The following is a 25,096-nucleotide window of genomic DNA, read 5'->3' as shown; positions in this document are numbered from 1 at the left end:
TAACCCGTGACGCCGTGGAATTCGTGGACACCGGGTTCACGTGCTATAACGAATAAACTGGAGAACGTGTTTTTACTGGAAGCCGCGGTAACCCCCGCGGCGGCACGGATCTCGACCGAACGCAGGCAGTGGCGTCGGCACCTGGCGATTCCCTCGCCGTGCACGGCGCCGTCTCTGTTTGACCGGTGCAACGTGGAAGGAGCGGGGCATGGCCAACACGCCTAACCTGAACAATGCGAAACGACGCTCGATCTCACGTTTGGTGCGCTTCGCCGGCCGCGGCAGCACCCCGGGCACCTCGCCGACGCTGGAACCGCTGCTGCGCACCGTGAAGTCCAAGCACCCCAAGGCGGACCTGGACCTGCTGGTCCACGCCTACGAGGTCGCGGAGAAGTACCACGAGGGGCAGAAGCGCAAGAGCGGTGACCCCTACATCACGCATCCGGTGGCCGTGGCGACGATCCTCGCCGAGATGGGCATGACCGGCTCGATCCTGGCCGCCGCACTGCTGCACGACACCGTGGAGGACACCGAGTACTCGCTGGAGTCGGTCAAGAAGGAGTTCTCCGAGGAAATCGCGATGCTGGTGGACGGCGTCACGAAGCTGGACAAGGTCACCTACGGCGACGCCGCCCCGGCCGAAACCGTGCGCAAGATGGTGGTGGCGATGTCGCGCGACATCCGCGTGCTGCTGATCAAGCTGGCCGACCGCCTGCACAACGCCCGCACCTGGCGCTACGTCTCGCCCGAGTCCAGCTCGCGCAAGGCCAAGGAAACCCTGGAGATCTTCGCTCCGCTGGCGCACCGGCTGGGCATGAACACGGTCAAGTGGGAGCTGGAGGACCTGTCCTTCGCCGCGCTGCACCCGCTGGTCTACCAGGAGATCGTGCGCATGGTGGGGGACCGCACCCCCGAACGCGAAAAGTACCTGGCCAATATCCGCCAGACCCTGGACAGGGACCTGGGGGAGGTGGCGATCCACGCCGCGGTCTCCGGCCGCCCGAAGCACTACTACTCGATCTACCAGAAGATGATCGTGCGCGGCAAGGACTTCGACGACATCCACGACCTCATGGGCGTGCGCATCCTGGTGGACAACGTCAAGGACTGCTACGGCGCCCTGGGCGTGGTGCACGCGCAGTGGAACCCGCTGCCCAACCGCTTCAAGGACTACATCGCGATCCCGAAGCTGAACCTGTACCAGTCGCTGCACACTACCGTGATGGGCCCCGAGGGCAAGCCGGTGGAAATCCAGATCCGCACCCACGACATGCACGTGCGCGCCGAGTACGGCGTCGCCGCGCACTTCCAGTACAAGCACGGGCAGAACGCGAACTCCATGCTCTCCCCGGAGCAGAACATGGACTGGCTGCGCTCCCTGATGGAATGGCAGGCCGACACCGAGGACTCCGAGGAGTTCCTGGACGGGCTGCGCTACACCATCAGCTCCGCCGAGGTGTACGTCTTCACCCCGAAGGGCGACATCATGTCGCTGCCGGTGGGCTCCACCCCGGTGGACTTCGCCTATTCCATCCACACCGATGTCGGGCACCGCACCATCGGCTCCCGGGTGAACGGCAAGCTGGTCCCGCTGCACACCGAGCTCAAGCAGGGCGACGTGGTGGAGGTCTTCACCTCCAAGGCCGAGGGCGCCGGCCCGTCCCAGGACTGGCAGAACTTCGTCAAGTCCCCGCGCGCCAAGGCCAAGATCCGCGGCTACTTCTCCAAGGAACGCCGCGAGGAAGCCATCGAGAAGGGCAAGGAGCTGCTCACCAAGGAGCTGCGCCGCAACCAGCTGCCGCTGCAGAAGCTGATGACCCACGACCTGCTCTCCGCGGTGGCCGGCGAGTTGCACCACTCGGACATCTCGGCGCTCTACCAGTCGGTCGGCGACGGGCACACCAGCGCGCAGAACGTCATCGAGCACCTCACCGCCCTCATCGGCCCCCCGGAGGCCGAGCAGGTCGACGAGGAAGCCGTCGTCAAGGTCGCCACCCCCTCGAAGCGCACCGGAAACGACGCCGGCGTGATCGTGGAAGGCGTGGGCGACGTGCTCGTCAAGCTGGCCCGCTGCTGCACCCCGGTGCCGCCGGATGAGATCCAGGGCTTCGTCACCCGCGGCGCGGGCGTCTCCGTGCACCGCACCGACTGCCTGAACCTGGCCCAGCTGGCCGGGGAGCCCGACCGCATCGTGAACGTCTCCTGGGCCTCGAAGCACAACGGCGTCTTCCTGGTGGAAATCCAGGTCGAGGCGCTGGACCGCAAGTCGCTGCTCTCCGACGTGACCCGGATCCTCTCCGAGAACCACCTGAACATCCTCTCCGCCTCGGTGCAGACCAGCAGGGAGCGGGTGGCGATCTCCCGCTTCTCCTTCGAGATGGGCGACCCGAAGTTCCTGAGCCACGTGCTGAACCAGGTGCGGCGGATCGACGGGGTGTACGACGTGTACCGCACCACTGCAGGTTCCCGCCGCTAGCGGCCGGCTAGGCGGCGGCCGGGCGGCCCGGGTCCAGCCGGCCCTCGGGCGCGAAGGACTCGACCAGCCGCAGCGCGCGGGAGACCTCGGGCTGCGGGGGATACTGCGCCAGCCGGCCCGCCACCGCGTCTAGGCGAAGGAAGTCGTCCTCAAGCCGCACCACTTCCGCCAGCACCCGGGTGGCGGTGGGCAGCGGATCGTAGGCGGCGCAGTCGCAGACCGTGCGCAGCAGGCTGGTGACCTTCACCCGCTGGCGGAAGATGATCTCCTCCTCGGCCAGCTGCAGCTGCGAGAAGCTGACCTGCAGCCCGTTGCCCGGCCGGTAGGGCCGCCGGTAGCCGGGCGAATTGATTCGCAGCGCGAAGGTGTAGGGCAGCAGCCCGTGCACCCAGGCAGCGGTCTCGCGGCAGATCACGTCGTGGCGCTGCAGCTGCCGCCCGGAGACGAACGCGGCGATCCGCGCCCGCACCCCGGCGTCGTACCTGAAGAACATGGGCACGAAGCAGTTGCCCATCGCCTCGCGCACCAGTCCGCGCCCCGCCATGGCACCGAGTTCATTGCGGCTGAACAGCTCGCCGGCAATCAGCAGATCCTCTGGAATGCGCAACGCGGCGGCGCACCGTCCAGCAGCCGTGGAATGTAGATTCTCCATGAGGCTACTGAAGCAGGTCACGCCGCCGCGTTGGCGGTGTTCGGACGAACTGTGGATTATTACTCGAAGTCGGCGGCCGACTTCTCCAGGGTGCTCAGCCACATGCGGCGGGCATCCAGGGCTTCCTGGGCCGACGCGATCTGCTTGGCGTTGCCCTTGGCCTGCGCGGCGGCCAGGTCGGCCTCCAGCGCGGCGATGGTCTCCTGCAGCTGCGAGAGCATGGAGTTCGAACGGGCCTTGGTCTCCGGGTTCGACCGGCGCCATTGCTCCTCCTCGGCGCCCTTCACCGCATCCTCGACCTGGCGCAGCGCGGACTCGATGCGCTGCAGGTCGGCGCGCGGCACCTTGCCGGCTTCCTCCCAGCGGGAGCGGATCGAATCCAGCTTGGCCTTGGCGGCGGCCAGGTCGTTGATCGGCAGCAGCGCGCGGGCTTCCTCCAGCAGCGCTTCCTTCACCACCAGGTTGGCGGCGAATTCGGCGTCCACGGCGGCGTTGGCCTCGGCGCGGGCCTGGAAGAACACGTCCTGGGCGGCACGGAAGCGGCCCCAGAGCTGGTCGTCGTCCTTGCGCGAGGCACGGCGCGACTTCTTCCACTCGTCCATGAGCTTGCGGTACTCGGCGGCGGTGGCGGCCCAGTCGGTGGAATCCTGCAGCGCCTCGGCGCGCGCGATCAGCTCCTCCTTGACGGACTTCGCCGCGGCGTTGGTGGAATCCAACTGCGAGAAGTAGGCGCGGCGGTGGCGGTCGAAGGTCGTGCGGGCGGCGCGGAAGCGCTTCCACAGGGCGTCTTCGGTGGCGCGCGGCAGGCGCACGGAGGAACGCTGGGTGGCCTTCCAATTTTCGAACAGCTCGTTCATGGCCGCCGAGGCGGTCTTCCACTGGATCTGCTCGGGGCGCTTGGCGGCCATGGCCTCGGCCTGCTCGACGATGCCCTCGCGCACGGCGAGCTGCTCGGCGCGGGCGGCCTCGTTGGCCTGGCGCTGGGCCGCGGACAGCTCCTGCACGGCGACGCGCACGGTTTCCAGGCGCGATTCCAGCAGCGCGATGTCCCCGACCATGTGGCGTTCGGCCACGGCGGCGGCCAGCGCGTCGATGGTCTTGCCCATCTCGCCGGCCGGGGCCTTGGCGACCACGCGCTGCTCCAGCAGCATCAGCTGGGAGAAAACGTCGTCATATTTGCGCACGAAGTACGCCAGGGCCTCCTCGGCGGTCGCGTCCGGGTACTGGCCGACCGGGTGCTCGGCGCCATCGATGATGACGAAAACGTGGCCATCCTCGGCGACACGGGCAAATTTGGCTGCCTCGTCAAGGGGCGTGGAATGCACGACTGGCTGGGCTACGACCGGCTTCGCGGCAGGCTTTACGGCCTGCGGCAGGGGGGTCTTCTGGCTGTCGTCGGATTGCTGACTGGTGGTCACCGCTGAAACTCTTTCACTTTGCGCTGTACTTGCTCAGCCAACTCTACCTGTGACCTCCGCTTCTTAGTAAGCCGACGTGCGCAGGTTTCTTCGTGTTGGCGCTATAAGATGGGTAGGTGGCGCGTTCGCACGGCGGTTTGCGCACAGTTTTTGCCTACAGCAATTTGCACCGAGGAGTTTCATGGCACGCAAGGCCTCCCTATCAGGTTTCCCCGAATGGCTTCCAGCCGAACGGGTCGTCGAACAGCATGTGCTGGACACCTTGCGCCGCACCTTCGAGCTGCACGGCTTCGCGAACATCGAGACCCGCGCCGTGGAAACCAGGGCGCAGCTGCTGCGCAAGGGCGAGATCGACAAGGAGGTCTACGGCCTGAGCCGGCTGGCCGCCGAGGACGAGAAGAACGACCCGAACGCGCTGGCCCTGCACTTCGACTTGACCGTGCCCTTCGCCCGCTACGTGGTGGAGAACGCCGGGCACCTGGCCTTCCCCTTCCGCCGCTACCAGATGCAGAAGGTCTGGCGCGGCGAACGCCCGCAGGACGGCCGCTTCCGCGAATTCACCCAGGCGGACATCGACGTCGTCGGCGAAGGCACCCTGCCCTTCAGCTACGACGTGGAGCTGGCGCTGACCATTGCCGACGCGCTGTCCGCCCTGCCGATCGGCGACTTCCGCCTGCGCGTGAACAACCGCAAGCTCGCCGAGGGCTTCTACCGCGGCCTGGGGCTTGAGGACCCTGACGCGGTGCTGCGCGCCATCGACAAGCTGGAGAAGATCGGCGACGACGCCGTGGCCAAGATCCTCATGGAAGAGGTCGGCGCCACCCGCGAGCAGGCCGACGCCGCGCTCGCGCTGGCCAAGATCCGCACCATGGACACCTCCTTCGTCGAGCAGGTCCGCGCCCTGGGCGTGCAGCACGAGCTGCTGGACACCGGCCTGGACGAGCTCGCCCAGGTCATCGCCGCGGCCTCCCGGCGCGCCCCGGGCAAGGTGATGGCGGATTTGTCCATCGCCCGCGGCCTGGACTACTACACCGGCACCGTCTACGAAACCGTGCTGGTCGGCCACGAGTCGCTGGGCTCGATCTGCTCCGGCGGACGCTACGAGTCGCTGGCCTCCAAGGGCAAGAAGACCTACCCGGGCGTGGGACTGTCCATCGGCGTCACCCGCCTGGTCTCCCGCATCCTGGCGGAGGAAACCGTCACCGCGGCCCGCTCGGTGCCCTCGGTGGTATATGTCACGCTGGCCAACGAGGACTCCTGGCACGAGGCGCAGGACGTCGCCGCCGCGCTGCGCGCCCGGGGGATCGCCTGCGAGGTGGCCTCCAGCGCGGAGAAGTTCGGCAAGCAGATCAAGTACGCAGATCGCCGCGGGATTCCGTTCGTCTGGTTCACCCACGCCGACGGCAGCCACGAGGTCAAGGACATCCGCTCGGGCGAACAGCTCGCCGCCGATCCGGCCTCCTGGGCCCCGCCGGCGCAGGACCTGCACAACACCGTCGGCTAGGCCCCGGCCGCCTGCGCCCGCACCGGGTGCACTAAACTCTTGCGAAGAAGAACTTCGCACTTTGTCGAATCGACCGAAAGGATCGTAGTGCTACGCACTCATCAGCTGGGCGTGCTAAACGCCGAGCACATTGGACAGCAGGTCACCCTCACCGGCTGGGTCGCCCGCCGCCGTGACCACGGTGGAGTGGCGTTCCTGGACCTGCGCGACGCCTCGGGCGTGGCCCAGGTCGTGGTGCGCGACGAGGAGGACTTCCACCCGCTGCGCAATGAGTTCGTGCTGCAGATCAAGGGCACCGTCGAGCGCCGCCCGGAGGGCAACGAGAACCCGAACCTGCCCACCGGCGAAATCGAGGTGATCGCCGACGAGGTGATCGTGCTGAACACCGCCGCGCCGCTGCCGTTCCAGGTTGATGAGCACGTCGAGGTCGGCGAGGAGGCGCGCCTGCGCCACCGCTACCTGGACCTGCGCCGTCCGACCCCGACCCGCAACCTGCGCCTGCGCTCAGAGGTCAACCGCGTGGCCCGCAACCTGCTGCACGAGCAGGGCTTCGTGGAGATCGAGACCCCGACGCTCACCCGCTCCACCCCGGAAGGCGCCCGCGACTTCGTGGTTCCGGCCCGCCTGACCCCCGGCAGCTGGTACGCGCTGCCGCAGTCCCCGCAGCTGTTCAAGCAGCTGCTGCAGGTCGGCGGCTTCGAGAAGTACTACCAGATCGCCCGCTGCTACCGCGACGAGGACTTCCGCGCCGACCGCCAGCCCGAGTTCACCCAGCTGGACATCGAGGCCTCGTTCGTCGAGGAAGACGACATCATCGCCCTGGGCGAGAAGCTGGTCAAGGCCATCTGGTCGCTGATCGACGTCGAGATCCCGACCCCGATCCGCCGCATGACCTACGCCGAGGCCATGGAGAAGTACGGCAGCGACAAGCCGGACCTGCGCTTCGGCCTCGAGCTGACGGAAATGACCGAGTACTTCGCGAACACCTCCTTCAAGGTGTTCCAGTCGGCCTACGTCGGCGCCGTGGTCATGCCCGGCGGCGCCTCGCAGCCGCGCCGCACCCTGGATGCCTGGCAGGAATTCGCCAAGCAGCGCGGCGCGAAGGGCCTGGCCTACGTGCTGCTCAAGGAGGACGGCGAGCTCGCCGGCCCGGTGGCCAAGAACCTCTCCGAGACGGAGAAGGCCGGCCTGGCCGCGGCCACCGGCGCGAAGCCCGGCGACTGCATCTTCTTCTCCGCCGGCGATAAGGCCGAATCCCGCGCCCTGCTCGGCTCGGTCCGCGTGGAGATCGGCCACCGCACCGGCCTGATCAAGGACGGCGACTGGGCCTTCGTATGGGTCGTCGACGCTCCGATGTTCGAACCGGCCTCCGCCGCCGTCGCCTCGGGCGACGTGGCAGTGGGCGCCGGCGCCTGGACCGCGGTGCACCACGCGTTCACCAGCCCGAAGCCCGAGTTCCTGGACACCTTCGACACCGACCCTGCCTCGGCCCTGTCCTACGCGTACGACATCGTCTGCAACGGCAACGAAATCGGCGGCGGCTCGATCCGTATCCACCAGCGCGACGTGCAGGAGCGCGTCTTCAAGCTGATGGGCGTCACCGAGGAGCAGGCACAGACCCAGTTCGGCTTCCTGCTGGAGGGCTTCAAGTACGGCGCCCCGCCGCATGGCGGCATCGCCCTGGGCTGGGACCGCGTGCTGCAGCTGCTCACCGGTTCGGAGTCCATCCGCGACGTCATCGCCTTCCCGAAGACCGGCGGCGGCTTCGACCCGCTGACCCAGGCTCCGGCGCCGATCACCGCGCAGCAGCGCAAGGAGGCCGGCATCGACTTCAAGCCCGAGAAGAAGAAGGCCGACGCCGACGCGAAGGCCGAGGCTCCGGCCGAAGCCAAGTAGCCAGCTGCGCCGCACGGCCCAGCGCTACGCCGACCGCAGGGCCGGCGCTCCATCCCGCACGGGGTGGCGCGCCGGCCCTGCGCCGTTTTCCACGCCTGCCGCCTGCCGCCCGGCGCTTGGCCTGAGCCGGAATGTGCACTAGGTTGGAAATCCACCTAGCCGACCCCGAGGAGCCCGATGCCCGAGAACCGCCGCCACGCCGGCGCCGCTGGCGATCCCGCCGGCGCGCTGTTCGCGCGCTACCCGGTGGGCGACCGCAACTGGGCCGAGACCTTCCCTGCCTCGCTGCTCTGGGCAGGGCTGGGCCAGCGCCAATGCGTGGGCCTGCTGCGCGAGCAGCTGGACGTCATCTGCGACAGCGACGAACCGGTCGAGCAGCTGCTGGGGGACCCGTGGCGCTGCGGCGTCGAGAAGGCCGCCGAGGTCATGTCCCCGGAGCAGCTGGCCCGCCAGGAGCAGCCCGTGGACAGCGGGCCGGTGCTGCTGATGGGATTCCTGCTGACGCTGGGGCTGCTGCTTCTGGGTTTCGGGGTGTGGACCGCGGCCAGCGACGGCTGGCTGGCGCGGTCCTGGGACGGGTGGCAGCTGGGCGCCCTGTGCACGGCGGCCGGATCGGCCCTGTCCCTGAGCTTCGGGTGGTACCTGTACACCTGCGGCCGGCTGCATCGCGCCTGGCTCGTCGCCGTGCTGGGCACCGCGGCCTCCACCGGCGCCGGCCTGCCGCTGGTCCTGCTCGTCGGCGAGGTGCCGCTGCCTAACGCCGCAGGTCCGCTCGGCGGCGCACTGCTGCTGGTCCTGGCCTGGATCTGCATCCACCCGATATCCGGCGCCGCTGACCCCGAAAGCCCCGCGGAACCCGCCGGCGCCGCGGCGCCGGCGATGGACAGCGGGCAATGGCTGGCCCGCACGCAGATGCTGCTGCGCGGGCGCTACGGCTTCTCCCGCTCCGAGGCCGCGCGGCAACTGGCAGAGGTCCGCGAGCACTGCCTGCAGACCGGCGCGCGGCATCCCGCCGAGCAGTTCGGCACTCCCGCCGAATTCGCCATGAGCCTGGGCGGTTCCAACCCGGGAGCCGTCGTGCGCCGCTGGTGGCTCGGCCGCCTGGCGTTCCTCGCGCTGGTGGCCTACTACGGGGTCTCGGTCCTCTCGCCGCTGATCGAGCAGGGGCCCTCGCCGTGGCGCGTGGCCCTGGCCGTCATGTGGTTCCTGCTGCTGTTGACCGCCTGCTGGCGCCTGCGCCCGGCGCAGCGCCGGGAAGAGGTCTGCGCGAAGCTTGAACAGCGCCAACGCCGCGCTGAGGCGGTGCTGGCCCGATATGACAACAGCTAGTTCTTGTACATCGCTCTACAAGGTGGTGCGCTGTGCCTGAGGAGCCGAAGTTCCCGGCCGCCTGGCAGCGTTCGGTGCTGCCCCTGCTGCTGCTTGCGCAGCTGCGCCGCGGCCCCGCCCACGGCTACGCGCTGGCCAAGGCGCTGGCGGCCCGCGGGCTCGACCCGCTCAAGGGCGCGACGCTGTATCCCGCGCTGGCCAAGCTGGAGGCCGACGGCCTGGTGTCCACGTCCTGGGAGCAGGGGCAGGGCGGACCTGGGCGCAAGGTCTACGAGCTGAGCGGCGCGGGGCGCAGCGAGCTGGCGCACCAGTCGCTGGCCTTCGCCGCGTTCAGCGGCATCGTGCGCGGCGCCTCGGCAAGCTAGGGCAGGTCGGCCGAATCCACGATGATCGTCATCGGCCCGGAGTTCACCAGCGAGACGTTCATCATTTCCCCGAAGCGCCCGGTTTCCACATGCGCCCCGAGCTCGCGCAGGCAGCCGACGAAGTACTCGTACAGCGGCTCGCTCACCGCTCCCGGCGCGGCGGCCGACCACGACGGGCGCCGGCCCTTGCGCACCGCGGCGTACAGCGTGAACTGGCTGATCACCAGCAGCGGCGCGTTGGTCGATTCGGCGCTGGCCTCGTCTGCCAGGATGCGCAGGCGCCAGATCTTCTTGGCGACCTTGCGCGCGGTCGCCTCGTCGTCCTCGTGGGTCACCCCCAGCAGGACCACCAGCCCCGGGGCGGGCAGGCGGCCGACGATCTCATCGTCGACCTCGACGTGGGCGGTGGAAGCGACCTGGATGACGGCGCGCATGTGATCCTTTCCAAAGCGGCGGGGTGGCGGCGCCCGGCGTGCGGGCGCAGCTTCCAGAGTATCGCTAGGCTGGAGGGGTGAGCGATTTGTTCGATGCACTCAACGAGGAACCCGGGTCAGCGCCCGTGAACCGGCCGCGGCCGCCGCTGGCGGTGCGCATGCGCCCGCGCACCCTGGACGAGCTGGTCGGCCAGCAGCACCTGCTCGGCCCCGGCTCGCCGCTGCGCCAGCTGGCCGAGCACCCGGAAACCGGCCCGGCGGGGCCCGCCAGCGTGATCCTCTACGGACCCCCGGGGATCGGCAAAACCACCATCGCCCACGTGATCGCCCGCGCCACCGACCGCAAGTTCGTCGAGCTCTCCGCGATCACCGCCGGGGTCAAGGACGTGCGCCGGGTCATCGAGCAGGCCAAGGACGACCGCGACCTGCGCGGGGTCACCACGGTGCTGTTCCTCGACGAGATCCACCGCTTCAACAAGGCCCAGCAGGACGCCCTGCTGCCCGGGGTGGAAAACCGCGTGGTGGTGCTCGTCGCCGCCACCACGGAGAACCCGTCCTTCTCCGTCATCTCCCCGCTGCTTTCGCGATCGCTGCTGCTCACCCTGCGCCCGCTCACCGACGCGGACCTGGCGCAGCTGGTGGACCGCGCCCTCGCCGACGAGCGCGGCTTCGACGGCCAGGTCACCCTGGAGGCGGAGCAGCGCGAGGCGATCGTCCGGCTGGCCCAGGGCGACGCGCGCCGCGTGCTGACCGTGCTGGAGGCCGCCGGAGCGGTGGCCTGGAACGCGGCCGGCAAGGGCGTGAAGCCGCCCGTGGCGATCGAGGCCGGGCACGTGCACCTGGCCATGGATGCGGCAGTGCAACGCTACGACAAGGACGGCGACCAGCACTACGACATCATCTCGGCGTTCATCAAGTCGATCCGCGGCTCGGACGTGGACGCGGCCCTGCACTACCTGGCGCGCATGCTCGCCGCGGGGGAGGACCCGCGCTTCATCGCCCGCCGCCTGATGATCTCCGCCAGCGAGGACGTGGGCATGGCCGACCCCACCGCCCTGCCGCTGGCCGTGGCCGCCGCGCAGTCCGTGGCGCTGACCGGCATGCCCGAGGCGCGCATCATGCTCGGCCAGGCCACCGTGCACCTGGCCACCGCCCCGAAGTCCAACGCCTCCTACAACGCGATCAACGCCGCGCTGGCCGACGTGGACCAGGGCCGCGGCTCGCTGGTGCCCGACCACCTGCGCGACGCCCACTATCCCGGGGCCAAGTCGCTGGGCCACGGCACCGGCTACATCTACGCGCACGACGCCCCGCATTCGATCGCCGCCCAGCAGTACCTGCCCGACGACCTGCTCGGCACGAACTACTACACGCCCACCGCCAACGGGGCGGAGAAGACCATCGGCGCCCGGCTGACCCGGCTGCGCGAGATCATCCGCGCCAAGGATCCGCGCCGCAAACGCTGAAGTCCAGCCGCCCGCGCATGTGGGGCAGGCCTCACCGCGGCCGCGGGCTGATTCGTGTAAACTTGTTCCTTGGCTGGCAAGCCGCCTGCGCCACGGGTGACCGGGGCGCGTGCGGTTGCAGTGCTTCATCGGGACGCGACGCCCAAGCACTCTCCGTCCGGGAGGCCAGTAGACTCCGTCGCTTAAATGAAAAGGACACACTTATGGCTAACGCCCGTGCCCGCCGTACCGTGCGCCTCTCGCGCGCCCTCGGCCTTGCCCTGACTCCCAAAGCTGAAAAGTACATGGAGCGTCGTCCGTACGGTCCAGGTCAGCATGGCCGCGCCCGCAAGAAGCAGGACAGCGACTACGCAGTGCGTCTGCGCGAGAAGCAGCGCCTGCGCGCCCAGTACGGCATCCGCGAAGTACAGATGCTGAACGCCTTCAAGGAAGCCAAGCGCCTGGGCGGTGAGACCGGCGGTAACCTGCTGGCTCTGCTCGAGTCCCGCCTGGATGCCCTCGTTCTGCGTGCCGGCTTCGCCCGCACCATCCAGCAGGCCCGCCAGCTGGTTGTGCACCGCCACATCCTGGTCGACGGCCAGCGCGTGGACCGTCCGTCCTTCAAGGTGAAGCCGGGTCAGCTGATCCACGTTCACGAGAAGAGCGAGAAGATGGTTCCGTTCCAGATGGCCGCAGCCGGCGAGCACGCACAGGTGCTGCCAGCCGTTCCTGCCTACCTGGACGTCAAGCTGGAATCCCTCCAGGCTACCTTCCTGCGCGCTCCTGAGCGTGCAGAGATCCCGGTGACCTGCGAAGAGAACCTCGTGGTCGAGTACTACGCACGCTAAACCCGTGCGTTTGATGGCCCGCAACCGGTTTCCGGTTGCGGGCCATCCGCTTAACTACCCGTTGCGGCCCACACTTCGATAAGGTGGACTGGCAGCAAAAACCCAAGCAGAAGAGGAAGCACATGTCGGGTTCGGATATCGCAGGGCTCATCGCCGCCGGAGCGTTTGTCATATTGGTGGCAATCCTCGCGGTGCCGATCATCAAGCTGGGCAAGGTGTTCGACGAGCTGCGCAACTCGATCAAGGACCTGGCCGACGGGACCACCCCGCTGATCGGCGAGGTCACCAACACCGTCGCGACCACGAACGACCAGCTCAAGAAGGTCGACACGATCACTTCCAACGTCTCCGACGCCACCGCCAACGTCTCGGCGCTGTCCTCCCTGGTCGCCGCCACCGTCGGCAAGCCGCTGATCAAGGTCGCCGCCTTCACCGAGGGCGTCAAGGCCGCGATGAACTCCAAGCCCTCGGGCAAGGCCCGCCGCAGCCGGTAGCCGCAGACGACCAACTGCCTCTCAGGCAAGGAGACTAGAATGAAAAAGCTCTTGTGGGTTTCGATCGGCGTCGGCATTGGCGTGCTGGCGTCCAAAAAATACACCGAAGTTTCCTCCGGGGCGGCCCTGAACCGCCAGGTCGGCAAGTACGCCGACCGCGTCTCGGAGATCGCACAGGCATTCAGCACCGCAATGCACGCCCGCGAAGAAGAATTACGTTCCGCCCTCGGCGTGGACTCAGCTAAATGAAGGGATCATCCGTAACACGATGAAAACGCAGGAAATTGCCCGTCGATGGGTCGACTTTTTCGTCTCCAAGGGCCACACCGCCGTGCCCAGCGCCTCGCTGGTCTCGGCCGATCCGTCCTTGCTGTTCACGGTGGCCGGCATGGTCCCGTTCATCCCTTACCTGACCGCGCGCGAAGAGCCGCCGTACACCCGCGCCACCTCGGTGCAGAAGTGCATCCGCACCGGTGACATCGAGGAAGTCGGCAAGACCGTGCGCCACGGCACCTTCTTCCAGATGTGCGGCAACTTCTCCTTCGGCGACTACTTCAAGAAGGACGCCATCCACTTCGCCTGGGAGCTGCTGACCAGCAGCATCGAGGAGGGCGGCTACGGCCTGGACAAGGACCGCCTGTGGGTCACCGTCTACGAGGACGGCGAGGAGAAGGACCTCGAAGCCCGCCGCATCTGGGAAGAGGAGATCGGGCTGCCGCGCGAGCGCGTCGTCGGCACCGGCAAGGAAGACAACTACTGGAACACCGGCCAGCCCGGCCCCGGCGGCCCCTGCTCGGAGATCTACTACGACCGCGGCGCCCAGTACGGCCAGGAGGGTGGCCCGGCCGTCGACGAGACCCGCTACATCGAGATCTGGAACCTCGTGTTCATGCAGTACCAGCTCTCCGCGGTGCGTTCGAAGACCGATTTCGATGTCGCCGGCGAGCTGCCCAAGCGCAACATCGACACCGGCCTGGGCCTGGAGCGCCTGGCGATGATCCTGCAGGGCGTCGAGAACATGTACGAGACCGACCAGGTCCGTCCGGTGCTGGACAAGGCCGCGGAACTCGCCGCGATCACCTACACCTCCACCGAGGACCCGGAAGACCCGAACCACGCCAACGACGTGCGCCTGCGCATGATCGCCGACCACATCCGCTCCTCGCTGATGCTGATCTCCGACGGCGTCACCCCGGGCAACGAAGGCCGCGGCTACGTGCTGCGCCGCCTGATCCGCCGCGCCGTGCGCGCCATGCGCCTGATGGGCGTGGACACCGAGGTGCTTCCGGAGCTGCTGCCGGTCTCCCGCGACGCCATGAAGGGCGTGTACCCGATCGTCGCGGAGGACTTCGAGCGCATCGCCCGCATCGCCTACGCCGAGGAGCGCGCCTTCCGCCGCACCATCGCCTCGGGCACCACCCGCCTGGACGAGGCGCTGACCCATGCCAAGGCAGAGGGCCACAACCTCTCCGGCGACGACGCGTTCGCGCTGCACGACACCTACGGCTTCCCAATCGACCTGACCCTGGAGATCGCCTCCGAGGCGGGCCTGGCCGTGGACGAGGCGCGCTTCCGCGAGCTGATGAACGAGCAGCGCACCCGCGCGCAGAAGGACGCGAAGGCCAAGAAGTCCGGCCACGCGGACCTGTCGGTGTACACCGCGCTGGCCGAGGCCGGCCACGTGCACTTCACCGGCTACGACACCCTGGCCGGCGAGTCGAAGATCCGCGGCATCATCCGCGACGGCGCCGTGGTGCCGTTCGCCGAGCAGGGCCAGGAAATCGACCTGGTGCTGGAGGAGACCCCGTTCTACGCCGAGGCCGGCGGACAGGCCGGCGACGTCGGCCTGATCACCGGCGACGGCTTCGTGCTGGAGGTGACCGACGTGCAGGCCCCGGTCAAGGGCCTGAACGTGCACAAGGTCATCGTGCGCGAGGGCGAACTGCCCGCCGAGGCGCTGGTGCGCACCCAGGTCGACGCGATCCGCCGCCATTCCGGCGAGCAGGCCCACTCGGCCACCCACCTGGTGCACGCCGCGCTGCGCGAGCTGCTGGGGGACACCGCCACCCAGGCCGGTTCCTTCAACAAGGCAGGCTACCTGCGCTTCGACTTCTCCTGGGCCGAGGCCCTGTCCGCGGCCGCGCGCAGCGAGATGGAGGAGGTCGTGAACCTGGCGATCGCCGCCAACCACCAGGTCGTCACCAACGAGATGGCGCTGGCCGAGGCGAAGAAGCTGGGCGCGATGAGCCTGTTCGGCGAGAAGTACTCCAACAACGTGCGCGTTGTGGAGATGAACGGCGCCTGGTCGCGCGAGCTGTGCGGCGGCACCCATGTGGACACCACCGCCCGCATCGGCCAGCTGACCCTGCTCTCCGAGGCCTCCGTGGGCTCGGGCAACCGCCGCGTCGAGGCGCTGGTGGGCATGGAGGCCTTCCGCCACGGCGCCGCCGAGCGCGCCCTGGTCTCCGAGCTCTCGGGCCTGTTCCGCGTGCCGGGCAACCAGGTCTCCGAGCGCGTGAACGAGACCGTGGCCAAGCTGAAGGCCGCGGAGAAGCAGATCGCGGAGCTGAAGAGCGCCGCAATGCTCGCGCAGTCGGCGCAGCTGCTGGACAACGTCGTGACCATCGGCGCCACCCGCCTGCTGGCGCACAACGCCGGGGCGGTCGACTCGGCCGACGCGCTGCGCACCATGGCCCTGGACCTGCGCGGCAAGCTGGGTTCGCAGGCCGCGGTGATCGTGCTGGTCGGCGTGTCCAACGGGCGCCCGCTGGTCCTCGCGGTCACCAATGAGGAGGCCCGCGCCAACGGCTTCAAGGCCGGCGCGCTGGTGCGCACCGCCACCGGGGTGCTCGGCGGCGGCGGCGGCGGCAAGGACGACATGGCCCAGGGCGGCGGACAGGATGCCTCGCGCATCGACGACGCGCTGGACGCGATCCGCGCGGCGCTGGCCAATGGCTGACATCGCGCTGGGCGTCGACGTGGGCCTGGCCCGCGTCGGCGTCGCGGTGTCCGATCCCTCGGGCCTGCTCGCCACCCCGGTGATGACGCTGCGCCGCGACGCGAAGAAGAACTCCGACCGTCGCCTGCTGCTGCGCATGATCGTGGACCGGGGGGCGTCCGAGGTCTACATCGGCGAACCCAAGGCCCTGTCCGGGAACGTGACCGAATCCACCAAAATGGCCCGTGACTACGCCATTGCCTTGGCCGAGGAGGCAAATGCGGCTAGCATCGAGGTTGGGGTTTTCCTGGTTGACGAGCGGCTGAGCAGCGTCAGCGCCCATCGCGCGCTGCATGCTTCGGGCAAGAAGATGGCCTCGCACCGCGAGGTCGTCGACCAGGCCGCCGCCGTCGAGATCCTGCAGCAGGTGCTGGACATGCGCCGCAACGGCGTGCGCGTGCAGGCAAGCCGCGTGGTGCTGAAGTAGCACCCTGACCAGGCGATCCGGGACCTACCCGAGAAAAGAGAGTTGATGCGAGAGACAGCCCGCGCCGAACGGCAGCGCGCCACCCAACGGGCGCTGTACGAGCGTTTCGCCGCGGGCTCGTCCTCGCATCCAACCCCTCTGGCCGCCCCCTCCGCCCCCGAGCTGAGCGGGCTGGGCTACTACCAGCTGCTGCCGGTCGATCCCGGCGCCCCGGCCGCCGACGGCGACGCCGCGGCGCAGCCGGACCCCGAGTACATTCCCGCCGCCGTCCCCGCCCCGGGAGATCCGCAGGCCCAGGCGCAGCCGGCTCCCGCCGACGACCTCGTTCCGCCGGCGGATCAGCTGCCGGGCGAGGACGGCAAGAAACAGCGCCGCCGGCGCACCAAACGCCGCCGCAACCTCGTGATGCTCGCCGTGGTGCTGGTGTTCGCCCTGGTCGTCGCCGGTTCGGTGCTCACCGTGAAGTCCGTGCTCAAGCAGTTCAATCCCGACGACTATCCGGGCCCCGGCGGGGAAGCAGTGGAGTTCACGGTCCAGGACGGCTGGGGCGTGCAGGTGATCTCGCGCAAGCTCGAGGAGCTGGACGTGGTCTCCGACGACAAGCTCTTCGCCCGGGCCGTGGAGGAATCCACCGCCGCCAGCAAGGTCATCCACCCGGGCAACTACCTGCTCAAGAAGCAGATGCGCGCCGCGGACGCCGCCATCGAGCTCATCAACAACAAGCCCGACAAGGTCTTCTACGTGGCGCTGAAGGCGAACCTGCGGATGCCGGCGGCCCTGGAGGAGATCGCCAAGGGCTCGGGACTCCAGCTCTCCGAGCTGGCCAAGCTCGCCGAGCAGCCCGCGAAGTTCGGCCTGCCCGCCGGGGTGGAGAACCTCGAAGGCTGGCTGCACCCGGGAGAATACCGCTTCGCGCTGGACACCAGCGCGCACAGGGTGCTGCAGACGCTGGTCGACGCGACCAAGAAGTCGCTGAAGGCCGCCGGCGAGGACGACCTCGCCCGCGGCTACCGTGCGCTGAAGATCGCCTCGATCATGCAGGCCGAAGCCACCCCGAACGACTACGCCGCCGTCGCCGGCGCGATCGAGAACCGCCTGCACAAGGACAACACCGAGACCCGCGGGCTGCTGCAGGTGGACTCCGCGGTCATCTACGGGCTGGACCGCTACAGCTTGCAGTTCAGCGCGCAGGAGCGCGCGGATGCGTCCAACGCGTACAACACCTACGTGCACCCGGGCCTGCCGCCCACCCCCATCGGCTCGCCCAGCGACGACGCGATCAAGGCCGCGGTGAACCCCGCGCAAAACAACTACTACTACTGGGTCACGGTCAATACGCAGACCGGCGAAACGAAGTTCGCCGCCACCTACCCGGAGCACCAGCAGAACCAGGCGGAATTCCGCGCCTGGTGCGCGCAGAACTCCGACGTCTGCCAGTAGCCATTCCAAGCGGTCCCGCGTCCCGCCGCGCCTGCGCGCAGCCGGAGGGCGGGGCAGAAAGTTCCAGGCATTCCCATGGCGCAGATCCCACAGCCGCTGCAGGCAGCGGTCCTGGGCAAACCCATCAGCCACTCCAAATCGCCGGTGCTGCACCGGGCGGCCTACGCGCTGCTGGGCGCGCCCGTGCGCTACGAGGCGATCGAGCTCGATCCCGCGCAGGCCGCGGCGCATATCGACCGCGTGCGCGCCGGGGGATGGGCCGGCTGCTCGGTGACCATGCCGCTGAAGGACGTGTTCGTTCCCTACATGGATGAGCTTTCGGACCGCGTCGCCCGGCTGGGCGCGCTGAACACCATCGTGGTGCGCGAGGACGGCTCGCTGTTCGGCCAGAACACCGACGTCGACGGGCTGGTGCTCTCGCTGGCCGATTTCGGCCTCACGCAGTGCGCGCACCCGACCATCCTCGGCTCGGGCAACACCGCGCTGGCGGCCATCGAGGCCTGCGCGGAGCTCGGCGCGCGGCGCCTGAAGCTGATCGTGCGCGATGCCTCCCGCGCCGGCCGGGCGACGGCCCTGGCGCGCAGCCTGGACATCGACCCCCAGGTGATCGAGATCGCCTCCTGCGCCGGCGACGCCGTCGCGCGCGACGAACTGGTCTTCAGCACGCTGCCCCCGCGGGCCGCCGACAGCTGGATCCCCGCCCTGGGAACCGGCGCCGGGATCCTGCTGGATGTCGCCTACGATCCGTGGCCCTCCGCGCTGGCCTCCGCCTGGACCGGAACGATCATCTCCGGGCTGCACATGCTGGTGCACCAGGCGGTGGAACAGGCCCGCGCCTTCAGCCGGATGGATTTTGATGAAAAAACCCGCGAAAGCGTCACAAATGCGATGTATGACTCCGTGGGGCTTCATCGACACGGTTAATGCGTGCAGGTCATGGCAAAATGGAGGACATGTTGCGTTGGTTGACCGCGGGCGAATCTCATGGCCCCGCCCTTGTAGGAATTCTTGAAGGTCTGCCCGCCGGAGTCTCGGTGGACAGTGAAGCAGTGCGCGATGCCCTCGCGCGCCGGCGCCTTGGCTACGGCCGCGGCGCCCGGATGAAGTTTGAAAAGGACCAGGTCACCTTCCTCGGCGGCGTGCGCCACGGGAAGACCCAGGGCGGACCGATCGCGATCGAGATCGGCAACACCGAATGGCCCAAGTGGGAAAAGGTCATGAGCGCCGACGAGGTGGACCTGGACGAGCTGGCCTCGATGGCCCGCAACGCGCCGCTGACCCGTCCACGCCCGGGCCACGCCGACTTCACCGGCATGCAGAAGTACGGGTTCGACGACGCCCGCCCGGTGCTCGAGCGCGCCAGCGCCCGCGAGACCGCCGCCCGCGTCGCGCTGGGCGCGGTCGCCTCCCGCTTCCTGTCCGACCTGGGCATCGAGCTGGTCTCGCACACCACCGCCGTCGGCGCCGTGGCCTCCCCGCAGGACGCCGCCGTGCCTACCGCCGCGGACGTCGCGGCCCTGGATGCCGATCCGCTGCGCTGCTTCGATGCGGCGACTTCCGCCGCCATGGTGGCCGAGGTGGACGACGCGCACAAGGCCGGGGAGACCCTCGGCGGCGTCGTCGAGGTGCTGGCCTACAACCTGCCACCGGGCCTGGGCTCCTACGTGCACTGGGACCGCCGCCTGGACGCGCGCCTGGCCGGAGCCCTGATGGGCATCCAGGCCATCAAGGGCGTCGAGGTCGGCGACGGCTTTGCCACCGCCGCCCGGCGCGGCTCCGCGGCCCACGACGAGATCGTGCGCGCCGAGGGCGGCACGATCGCCCGCGCCTCGAACCGCGCCGGCGGCATTGAGGGCGGCATGAGCATCGGCGAGGTGCTGCGCGTGCGCGCGGCCATGAAGCCGATCGCCACCGTTCCGCGCGCCCTGCGCACCGTGGACACCGCCACCGGCGAGGACACCACCGCGCACCACCAGCGTTCGGACGTCTGCGCCGTGCCGGCCGCCGGCGTCGTCGCCGAGGCCATGGTCGCCCTGGTGCTGGCCCAGTCGCTGCTGGAGAAGTTCGGCGGCGATTCGGTCGCCGAAACCAAGCGCAACATCGACTCCTACCTGGCCAGCATCCCGGACAGCCTGGAATCCACCGGCGTCTAGGCACCCGGGGAAACAGCATCCGAATGATCTACCTCATTGGCCCGATGGCCAGCGGCAAGTCCACCGTGGGCAAGTCGCTGGCCGCCGCGCTGTCACTGCCCTTCATCGACACCGACGAGCTCATCGTCGCCGCGCACGGCTCCATCGCCTCCATTTTCGCCGCCCACGGCGAACAGCGCTTCCGCGACCTGGAGGAGGAAACCCTGGCCGGCGTGCCCGAGGGTGTCATCGCCACCGGGGGAGGAGCGGTGCTGCGCGAGGCGAACCGCCAGGTCCTGGCCCGCGGCACCGTGGTCTACCTGGAGATGACCGCCGCCGGCGCCGCCGCGCGCATCAAGGGCGACTCCACCCGCCCGCTTTTGGCCGGTGACGAGGCCCTCAGTGCCTGGACGACGCTGCTGGCCGCCCGCAAGGGCATTTACGAATCAATTGCTGACGTGCGTGTATTGGTCGACGACAAACCAGTTCTACAAATTGTCGAAGAGATCACGGCCCGACTTGGGCATCTGTGATTAGTGCCACGAGATGGCATATCTGCCCCCGTGCAGGGCTACGCTTGAAAAATCAGCACCATCAGGAGGTTTTAAACTGATGCCATTAGCACCAACCACACTGCAGGTCACCGGCGCCACCCCGGCGGAATCCTACCCGGTCCTGGTCGGCACCGGCTTGCTGGGCCAGCTGCCCGAGCTGCTCGGGCCCGCAGTCAAGAAGGTCTTGGTCATCCACCCCCGCGCGCTCCGGGCCACCGGCGACGTGGTGCGTGACGACCTGGCGACCGCGGGCCTCGAAGCGCTGACCGCGGAGATCCCGGACGCCGAAGAGGGCAAGCACATCCAGGTCGCCTCCTTCTGCTGGGAGGTCCTGGGCAAGAACGACTTCACCCGCTCGGACGCCATCGTCTCGGTGGGCGGCGGCGCCGTCACCGACGTGGCGGGCTTCGTGGCCGCCACCTGGCTGCGCGGCGTGAAGGTCATCCACATCCCGACCTCGCTGCTGGCCATGGTCGACGCCGCCGTGGGCGGCAAGACCGGCATCAACACCGCCGAGGGCAAGAACCTGGTCGGCGCCTTCCACCCGCCGGCCGCCGTGCTGGCCGACCTGGACGCGCTGGCGACCCTGCCGAAGAACGAACTGGTCACCGGCATGGCCGAGGTCGTGAAGACCGGCTTCATCGCCGACGAGCGCATCCTGGAACTCATCGAAGAGGACCCCGAGGACGCGATCGACCCCTCCAGCCCCCGCCTGCGCGAGCTGATCGAGCGCACCATCGCCGTCAAGGCCGACGTCGTCTCCCGCGACCTGAAGGAATCGGGGGACCGCGAGTTCCTGAACTACGGCCACACCCTGGCCCACGCCATCGAGCTGGCCGAGCGCTACCAGATGCGCCACGGCGCGGCGGTCTCCATCGGTCTGTGCTTCGCCGCCGAGCTGGGCCGTTCGGTCGGCTACACCTCCGACGCCGTCGCCGACCGCCACCTGAGCATCCTGCGTTCCCTGGGGCTTCCGACCAGCTACCGCAACGACCGCTGGGCGGCGCTGCTGGACGGCATGAAGCGCGACAAGAAGGCTCGCGGCAGCCAGCTGCGTTTCGTGGTGCTCGAAGACATCGGCCGCCCGCGCATCTACGAGGTGCCGGACAACTCGCTGCTCTTCGCGGCCTACCAGGAAATCGGGGAATAACCATGGGCGACTACACCGCATACGCCATCGACGTCGCATCGGTGAACCGCGCGGGCGTCGGCACCTCGATCGACGGCGTGCTGATCGACCCCGAAACCCTCAAGCCGTACATCGCCGACGAAGAGGCCGCGCAGCGGCAGATGCAGATTGGTTCGCCGACCGACCGGGTCGTCATCCTGCTGGCCCGCGGCGAGCTCGCCGCGGCCGGCGAGCTGATCGCCGAATCGCGCCTGCTGGACCCGATGAACGCCCACCTGCGCGTGCTGGATACCGAGCTGACCCGCATGCAGGGCAATTTCGACCGCGCGATCAACCGCCTGCGCAAGCTCGCCGAGGAGTTCGCCGGCACGCTCTACGAGCCGCTGATGCACCAGCACCTGGGTTTCAGCTTCTTCGCGAAGGGCGACTACAAGGCCGCGGCGACCCGTTTCCGCATGGCCATGGAACAGCGCATGGCGATGGACGACGACGCCTACCTGATCAACGCCTCGAGCATCTGCCTGCAGATCGCCGAGGAGCGCGACGCCGCGTAGCCGCCGGGCCCCCACGGGCCCGGCCGCTCGCGCGTAACGCGCACCACTGCCCAAGCACAAGCCAGCACGCCGCGCATGGGGTAAACTGGTAGATGGATTTTTGATAATGCCGGCCCTGCGCAGGCGAAAATAGAGGATTGAGGAACCGTGGCGGATACAACCGACATCAAAAACGGCCAGGTCATTAAGATCGACGGCCAGCTCTGGACCATCATCGACTTCCAGCACGTCAAGCCGGGCAAGGGCGGCGCGTTCGTGCGCACCAAGATGCGCAACGTCGTCTCGGGCAAGGTGCTGGACAAGACCTACAACGCCGGCACCAAGATCGAGCTGGCCACCGTCGACCGCCGCGACTACCAGTACCTCTACCAGGACGGCGAAGACTTCGTGTTCATGAACCTGGAGGACTACGACCAGATCACCGTGGCCGGCGCCACCGTGGGCGACGCCGCAGGCTTCATGCTGGAAAACCAGGAACTGACCATCGCGATGTACGACGGCAACCCGCTGTACCTGGAACTGCCGGCCTCCGTGGTCCTGGAAATCACCTACACCGAGCCGGGCCTGCAGGGCGACCGCTCCTCGGCCGGCACCAAGCCAGCCACCCTGGAAACCGGCAAGGAGATCCAGGTGCCGCTGTTCGTCGAGCAGAACACCAAGGTCAAGGTCGACACCCGCACCGGCGACTACCTGGGTCGTGTCAACTAGTGCGAGCCCGTGCCAAAGCCCGTCGACGGGCCCTGGAATTCCTCTTCGAGGCGGAAGCCCGCGACGTCGACCCGGTAGGCGTGGCGATCGCACGTCGCGAGAACTCCGACATCAGCCTGAACGAGTACTCGATGACCCTGATCGAGGGCGTCATGGCCCACCTGGACCGGATCGACGAGGTCCTGGAGAGCTACGTCAAGGACTGGACCATCGAGCGCATGCCGGCGGTTGACCGCGCGGCCCTGCGCATCGGCGTCTGGGAGCTGCTGTACAACGACGACGTGCCCGACGCGGTCGCCGTGTCCGAGGCCGTCATCAACGTGCGCGAGCTGTCCACCGACGAGTCTCCCGAATTCGTCAACGGCGTCCTGGGCCGCATCCAGAGCGTCAAGGACACCCTGATCGACTAGGCCCCGCTGTTTTTCACGCCGCAGCCCGAACCCCTTTCCCGGGGGTTCGGGCTGCGGCTTTTTTGCGCCGCCTTCCACCTCGGGCCGCGCCGCGCGGCGCCGCCCGCTGGGGCCGGCGGTCGTGTGGCGAATGCGACACTTGCCCTTGCCAGCGCGCGGAATGCGGCCTGGAGCCCGGGATTGCGCGAGGCCGGGGGCCGCCGAAATCGGCCGTCGTGGCGCAATTCACTGTGCATTCACCCCCGTGCATACCCTTGCGCTCGAGAATCGGTCTTCACCCGTGATAATTTGAAGTAGCAATATTCCTTTAAGACCGTCCCGTGAGGCGGAGAAGGGAGAGGTGCACAGCATGAATGAAAATTCAGCGTCGTCCGGTGCCCGAACGGTTCTCACCGGGGACGACATCGAACGTGTACTGACCCGCGTGGCCTTCGAGATCATCGAGGCCAACAAAGGCATCGAGGACCTCGTTCTCCTCGGCATCCCGCGCCGCGGCTTCCCGCTGGCCCAGCGCCTGGCGGCCCGCATTGCGGCTTCCGCCGACAGCCCCATCGATCCGGCATCCCTGGTCGGACAGCTCGACATCACCCTGTACCGCGACGACCTGCGTCATTCCACGACCCGCACCCCCGAGCCCACGAAGCTGCCCGCAGGCGGCATCGACGGCAAGGTCGTCGTGCTGGTGGACGACGTGCTCTACTCCGGCCGGACCATCCGCGCCGCCCTGGACGCCCTGTCCGACTGGGGCCGCCCGCGCATCGTGCGCCTGGCCGTGCTGGTGGACCGCGGGCACCGCGAACTGCCCATCCGCGCCGACCACGTGGGCAAGAACCTGCCCACCGCGAAGAGCGAGAAGGTGCGTGTGCACCTGGCGGAAATCGACGGAACCAATGAAGTGATGATCGAGGCAGCTGAATGAAACACCTTTTGTCAACCGCTGACCTGACGCGCGCCGAAGCGGTCCAGATCCTCGATATCGCCGGCGAGATGCGCGAAGCCGGCACCCGGGTCGTCAAGAAGCTCCCGGCCCTGCGCGGGCGCACCGTGGTGAACCTGTTCTTCGAGGATTCCACCCGCACCCGCATCTCCTTCGAAGCCGCCGCCAAGCGGCTGAGCGCGGACGTCATCAACTTCTCCGCCAAGGGCTCCTCGGTGTCCAAGGGGGAGTCGCTGAAGGACACCGCCCAGACGCTGCTGGCCATCGGCGCCGACGCGGTGGTCATCCGCCACCCCGACTCCGGGGCGCCGGCCCGCCTGGCGGCCACCGACTGGATCAACCTGCCGATCATCAACGCCGGCGACGGCACCCACGAGCACCCGACCCAGGCGCTGCTGGATGCGTTCACCCTGCGCCGCCAGCTGGCGCTGCGCGACGGCGTCTCCGCCACCGGGCTGGGCCTGGACGGGCTGAAGGTCGCGATCGTGGGCGACATCCTGCACAGCCGGGTCGCCCGCTCGAACCTCTGGCTGCTGAACACGCTGGGCGCCTCGGTGACCATGGTCGCCCCGCCGACCCTGCTGCCGGTCGGCGCGGAAGCCTGGCCCTGCGCCATCAGCTACGACCTGGACGAGGTCATCGCCGACGGCGTGGACGCGCTGATGATGCTGCGTGTGCAGGGCGAGCGGATGAACGCCGCCTACTTCCCGAACCCGCGCGAATACTCGCGCTACTGGGGCTTGGACGACGCCCGCCTGGCGGCCCTGGACGCGGCCGGCGCCGAAACGCTGATCATGCACCCCGGCCCGATGAACCGCGGCCTGGAGATCTCCTCCGCCGCCGCCGATTCCCCCCGCTCCACCGTGCTCGACCAGGTCACCAACGGGGTGGCCGTGCGCATGGCCAGCCTCTACATGCTCCTGTCCGGCGACCTGATCTAAGGAAG

Annotated in this window: 24 protein-coding genes; 21 read left to right on the top strand and 3 right to left on the bottom strand. The window is 68.6% G+C overall.

All coding sequences use genetic code 11. The features are described from left to right. Positions 1–208: 208 nt before the first annotated feature. Positions 209–2,476 carry a RelA/SpoT family protein gene (locus JQN66_RS08925; RefSeq protein WP_204674389.1) on the top strand — a complete coding sequence of 756 codons (2,268 nt, stop codon included), beginning with the start codon at positions 209–211 and terminating at the stop codon, positions 2,474–2,476. Positions 2,477–2,483: 7 nt separating this feature from the next. Here the strand turns inward: JQN66_RS08925 and JQN66_RS08920 are convergent, their stop codons facing one another. Next, positions 2,484–3,128, bottom strand: coding sequence for a hypothetical protein (locus JQN66_RS08920; RefSeq protein ID WP_204674387.1), 645 nt, complete (start codon positions 3,126–3,128; stop codon positions 2,484–2,486). A 59-nt stretch (positions 3,129–3,187) separates the two neighbouring features. Then, complete coding sequence (locus JQN66_RS08915) at positions 3,188–4,546, bottom strand: DUF349 domain-containing protein (protein WP_204674385.1); 1,359 nt, start codon at positions 4,544–4,546, stop codon at positions 3,188–3,190. A gap of 181 nt (positions 4,547–4,727) precedes the next feature. Between JQN66_RS08915 and hisS the strand changes: the two genes are divergently transcribed. The 4 genes from hisS (at position 4,728) to JQN66_RS08895 (ending at position 9,640) form a co-directional block, all read left to right on the top strand. Beyond that, entirely contained in the window at positions 4,728–6,050 is a 1,323-nt protein-coding gene (gene hisS / locus JQN66_RS08910) for a histidine--tRNA ligase (RefSeq protein ID WP_204674383.1), read from the top strand. A gap of 87 nt (positions 6,051–6,137) precedes the next feature. Beyond that, complete coding sequence (aspS, locus tag JQN66_RS08905) at positions 6,138–7,946, top strand: aspartate--tRNA ligase (protein WP_204677432.1); 1,809 nt, start codon at positions 6,138–6,140, stop codon at positions 7,944–7,946. Positions 7,947–8,123: 177 nt separating this feature from the next. Next, positions 8,124–9,275, top strand: coding sequence for a hypothetical protein (locus tag JQN66_RS08900; RefSeq protein ID WP_204677431.1), 1,152 nt, complete (start codon positions 8,124–8,126; stop codon positions 9,273–9,275). 32 nt (positions 9,276–9,307) lie between these two features. Then, the gene (locus JQN66_RS08895; RefSeq protein WP_204677430.1) at positions 9,308–9,640 is read left to right on the top strand and encodes a PadR family transcriptional regulator; all 333 of its coding nucleotides are present in this window, start codon (positions 9,308–9,310) and stop codon (positions 9,638–9,640) included. On the opposite strand, the gene dtd is transcribed toward JQN66_RS08895, so the two are convergent. Continuing rightward, positions 9,637–10,074 carry a D-aminoacyl-tRNA deacylase gene (dtd, locus tag JQN66_RS08890; RefSeq protein ID WP_204677429.1) on the bottom strand — a complete coding sequence of 146 codons (438 nt, stop codon included), beginning with the start codon at positions 10,072–10,074 and terminating at the stop codon, positions 9,637–9,639. The genes JQN66_RS08895 and dtd overlap by 4 nt on opposite strands. A 77-nt stretch (positions 10,075–10,151) precedes the next feature. Between dtd and JQN66_RS08885 the strand changes: the two genes are divergently transcribed. The 16 genes from JQN66_RS08885 to JQN66_RS08810 all read left to right on the top strand — a co-directional run bounded on the left by JQN66_RS08885 (position 10,152) and on the right by JQN66_RS08810 (position 25,091). Beyond that, a complete protein-coding gene (locus JQN66_RS08885) occupies positions 10,152–11,540 on the top strand; it encodes a replication-associated recombination protein A (protein WP_239464180.1) in 1,389 nt (462 codons plus the stop codon). 203 nt (positions 11,541–11,743) lie between these two features. Further along, positions 11,744–12,367 (top strand): 30S ribosomal protein S4, encoded by a 624-nt coding sequence (rpsD, locus tag JQN66_RS08880; protein WP_188948293.1) that lies wholly within the window; start codon positions 11,744–11,746, stop codon positions 12,365–12,367. Between the two features lie 122 nt (positions 12,368–12,489). Next, positions 12,490–12,861, top strand: a complete 372-nt coding sequence (locus tag JQN66_RS08875) for a DUF948 domain-containing protein (protein ID WP_188948292.1) — start codon at positions 12,490–12,492, stop codon at positions 12,859–12,861. A gap of 39 nt (positions 12,862–12,900) precedes the next feature. Further along, positions 12,901–13,110 (top strand): hypothetical protein, encoded by a 210-nt coding sequence (locus tag JQN66_RS08870; protein WP_047119185.1) that lies wholly within the window; start codon positions 12,901–12,903, stop codon positions 13,108–13,110. A gap of 19 nt (positions 13,111–13,129) precedes the next feature. Further along, positions 13,130–15,820 carry an alanine--tRNA ligase gene (gene alaS, locus JQN66_RS08865; protein WP_204677428.1) on the top strand — a complete coding sequence of 897 codons (2,691 nt, stop codon included), beginning with the start codon at positions 13,130–13,132 and terminating at the stop codon, positions 15,818–15,820. Further along, positions 15,813–16,286 (top strand): Holliday junction resolvase RuvX, encoded by a 474-nt coding sequence (gene ruvX / locus JQN66_RS08860; RefSeq protein WP_204677427.1) that lies wholly within the window; start codon positions 15,813–15,815, stop codon positions 16,284–16,286. The genes alaS and ruvX overlap by 8 nt, the downstream gene beginning before the upstream one ends. A gap of 45 nt (positions 16,287–16,331) precedes the next feature. Next, a complete protein-coding gene (gene mltG, locus JQN66_RS08855) occupies positions 16,332–17,726 on the top strand; it encodes an endolytic transglycosylase MltG (RefSeq protein WP_204677426.1) in 1,395 nt (464 codons plus the stop codon). 75 nt (positions 17,727–17,801) lie between these two features. Then, positions 17,802–18,650 carry a shikimate dehydrogenase family protein gene (locus JQN66_RS08850; RefSeq protein ID WP_188948288.1) on the top strand — a complete coding sequence of 283 codons (849 nt, stop codon included), beginning with the start codon at positions 17,802–17,804 and terminating at the stop codon, positions 18,648–18,650. A 29-nt stretch (positions 18,651–18,679) separates the two neighbouring features. Next, positions 18,680–19,879 (top strand): chorismate synthase, encoded by a 1,200-nt coding sequence (aroC, locus tag JQN66_RS08845; protein WP_204677425.1) that lies wholly within the window; start codon positions 18,680–18,682, stop codon positions 19,877–19,879. Positions 19,880–19,902: 23 nt separating this feature from the next. Then, positions 19,903–20,391, top strand: a complete 489-nt coding sequence (locus tag JQN66_RS08840; protein ID WP_204677424.1) for a shikimate kinase — start codon at positions 19,903–19,905, stop codon at positions 20,389–20,391. Between the two features lie 79 nt (positions 20,392–20,470). After that, positions 20,471–21,562: a 3-dehydroquinate synthase gene (gene aroB / locus JQN66_RS08835; RefSeq protein ID WP_204677423.1), complete on the top strand. Its 1,092-nt coding sequence runs from the start codon at positions 20,471–20,473 to the stop codon at positions 21,560–21,562. Positions 21,563–21,564: 2 nt separating this feature from the next. Further along, on the top strand, positions 21,565–22,095 hold the full coding sequence (locus JQN66_RS08830; RefSeq protein WP_204677422.1) for a tetratricopeptide repeat protein: 531 nt from the start codon (positions 21,565–21,567) through the stop codon (positions 22,093–22,095). A 147-nt stretch (positions 22,096–22,242) separates the two neighbouring features. Beyond that, a complete protein-coding gene (efp, locus tag JQN66_RS08825) occupies positions 22,243–22,803 on the top strand; it encodes an elongation factor P (protein ID WP_188948283.1) in 561 nt (186 codons plus the stop codon). Continuing rightward, complete coding sequence (nusB, locus tag JQN66_RS08820; protein WP_204677421.1) at positions 22,803–23,213, top strand: transcription antitermination factor NusB; 411 nt, start codon at positions 22,803–22,805, stop codon at positions 23,211–23,213. The genes efp and nusB overlap by 1 nt, the downstream gene beginning before the upstream one ends. A gap of 349 nt (positions 23,214–23,562) precedes the next feature. Further along, a complete protein-coding gene (pyrR, locus tag JQN66_RS08815; protein WP_204677420.1) occupies positions 23,563–24,132 on the top strand; it encodes a bifunctional pyr operon transcriptional regulator/uracil phosphoribosyltransferase PyrR in 570 nt (189 codons plus the stop codon). Next, a complete protein-coding gene (locus JQN66_RS08810; RefSeq protein ID WP_188948280.1) occupies positions 24,129–25,091 on the top strand; it encodes an aspartate carbamoyltransferase catalytic subunit in 963 nt (320 codons plus the stop codon). Before pyrR ends, JQN66_RS08810 begins: the two co-directional genes overlap by 4 nt. Positions 25,092–25,096: the final 5 nt, after the last annotated feature.

Origin of the sequence: Glutamicibacter protophormiae, assembly GCF_016894325.1 — a bacterium.
Classification (GTDB): domain Bacteria; phylum Actinomycetota; class Actinomycetes; order Actinomycetales; family Micrococcaceae; genus Glutamicibacter; species Glutamicibacter protophormiae.
The sequence above is the reverse complement of the archived record's forward strand: the minus strand, read 5'-3'. Positions and strand labels throughout refer to the sequence as shown.

Bases quoted from the DNA above. Each gene is read 5' to 3' on its own strand.
- JQN66_RS08850 (WP_188948288.1), top strand. From the start codon at position 17,802: ATGGCGCAGATCCCACAGCCGCTGCAGGCAGCGGTCCTGGGCAAACCC.
- dtd (WP_204677429.1), bottom strand. From the start codon at position 10,074: ATGCGCGCCGTCATCCAGGTCGCTTCCACCGCCCACGTCGAGGTCGAC.
- JQN66_RS08830 (WP_204677422.1), top strand. From the start codon at position 21,565: ATGGGCGACTACACCGCATACGCCATCGACGTCGCATCGGTGAACCGC.
- aroB (WP_204677423.1), top strand. From the start codon at position 20,471: ATGCCATTAGCACCAACCACACTGCAGGTCACCGGCGCCACCCCGGCG.
- JQN66_RS08920 (WP_204674387.1), bottom strand. From the start codon at position 3,128: ATGGAGAATCTACATTCCACGGCTGCTGGACGGTGCGCCGCCGCGTTG.
- pyrR (WP_204677420.1), top strand. From the start codon at position 23,563: ATGAATGAAAATTCAGCGTCGTCCGGTGCCCGAACGGTTCTCACCGGG.
- rpsD (WP_188948293.1), top strand. From the start codon at position 11,744: ATGGCTAACGCCCGTGCCCGCCGTACCGTGCGCCTCTCGCGCGCCCTC.
- JQN66_RS08875 (WP_188948292.1), top strand. From the start codon at position 12,490: ATGTCGGGTTCGGATATCGCAGGGCTCATCGCCGCCGGAGCGTTTGTC.
- JQN66_RS08840 (WP_204677424.1), top strand. From the start codon at position 19,903: ATGATCTACCTCATTGGCCCGATGGCCAGCGGCAAGTCCACCGTGGGC.
- JQN66_RS08900 (WP_204677431.1), top strand. From the start codon at position 8,124: ATGCCCGAGAACCGCCGCCACGCCGGCGCCGCTGGCGATCCCGCCGGC.
- mltG (WP_204677426.1), top strand. From the start codon at position 16,332: ATGCGAGAGACAGCCCGCGCCGAACGGCAGCGCGCCACCCAACGGGCG.
- ruvX (WP_204677427.1), top strand. From the start codon at position 15,813: ATGGCTGACATCGCGCTGGGCGTCGACGTGGGCCTGGCCCGCGTCGGC.
- alaS (WP_204677428.1), top strand. From the start codon at position 13,130: ATGAAAACGCAGGAAATTGCCCGTCGATGGGTCGACTTTTTCGTCTCC.
- JQN66_RS08925 (WP_204674389.1), top strand. From the start codon at position 209: ATGGCCAACACGCCTAACCTGAACAATGCGAAACGACGCTCGATCTCA.
- JQN66_RS08870 (WP_047119185.1), top strand. From the start codon at position 12,901: ATGAAAAAGCTCTTGTGGGTTTCGATCGGCGTCGGCATTGGCGTGCTG.
- aroC (WP_204677425.1), top strand. From the start codon at position 18,680: ATGTTGCGTTGGTTGACCGCGGGCGAATCTCATGGCCCCGCCCTTGTA.
- hisS (WP_204674383.1), top strand. From the start codon at position 4,728: ATGGCACGCAAGGCCTCCCTATCAGGTTTCCCCGAATGGCTTCCAGCC.
- JQN66_RS08810 (WP_188948280.1), top strand. From the start codon at position 24,129: ATGAAACACCTTTTGTCAACCGCTGACCTGACGCGCGCCGAAGCGGTC.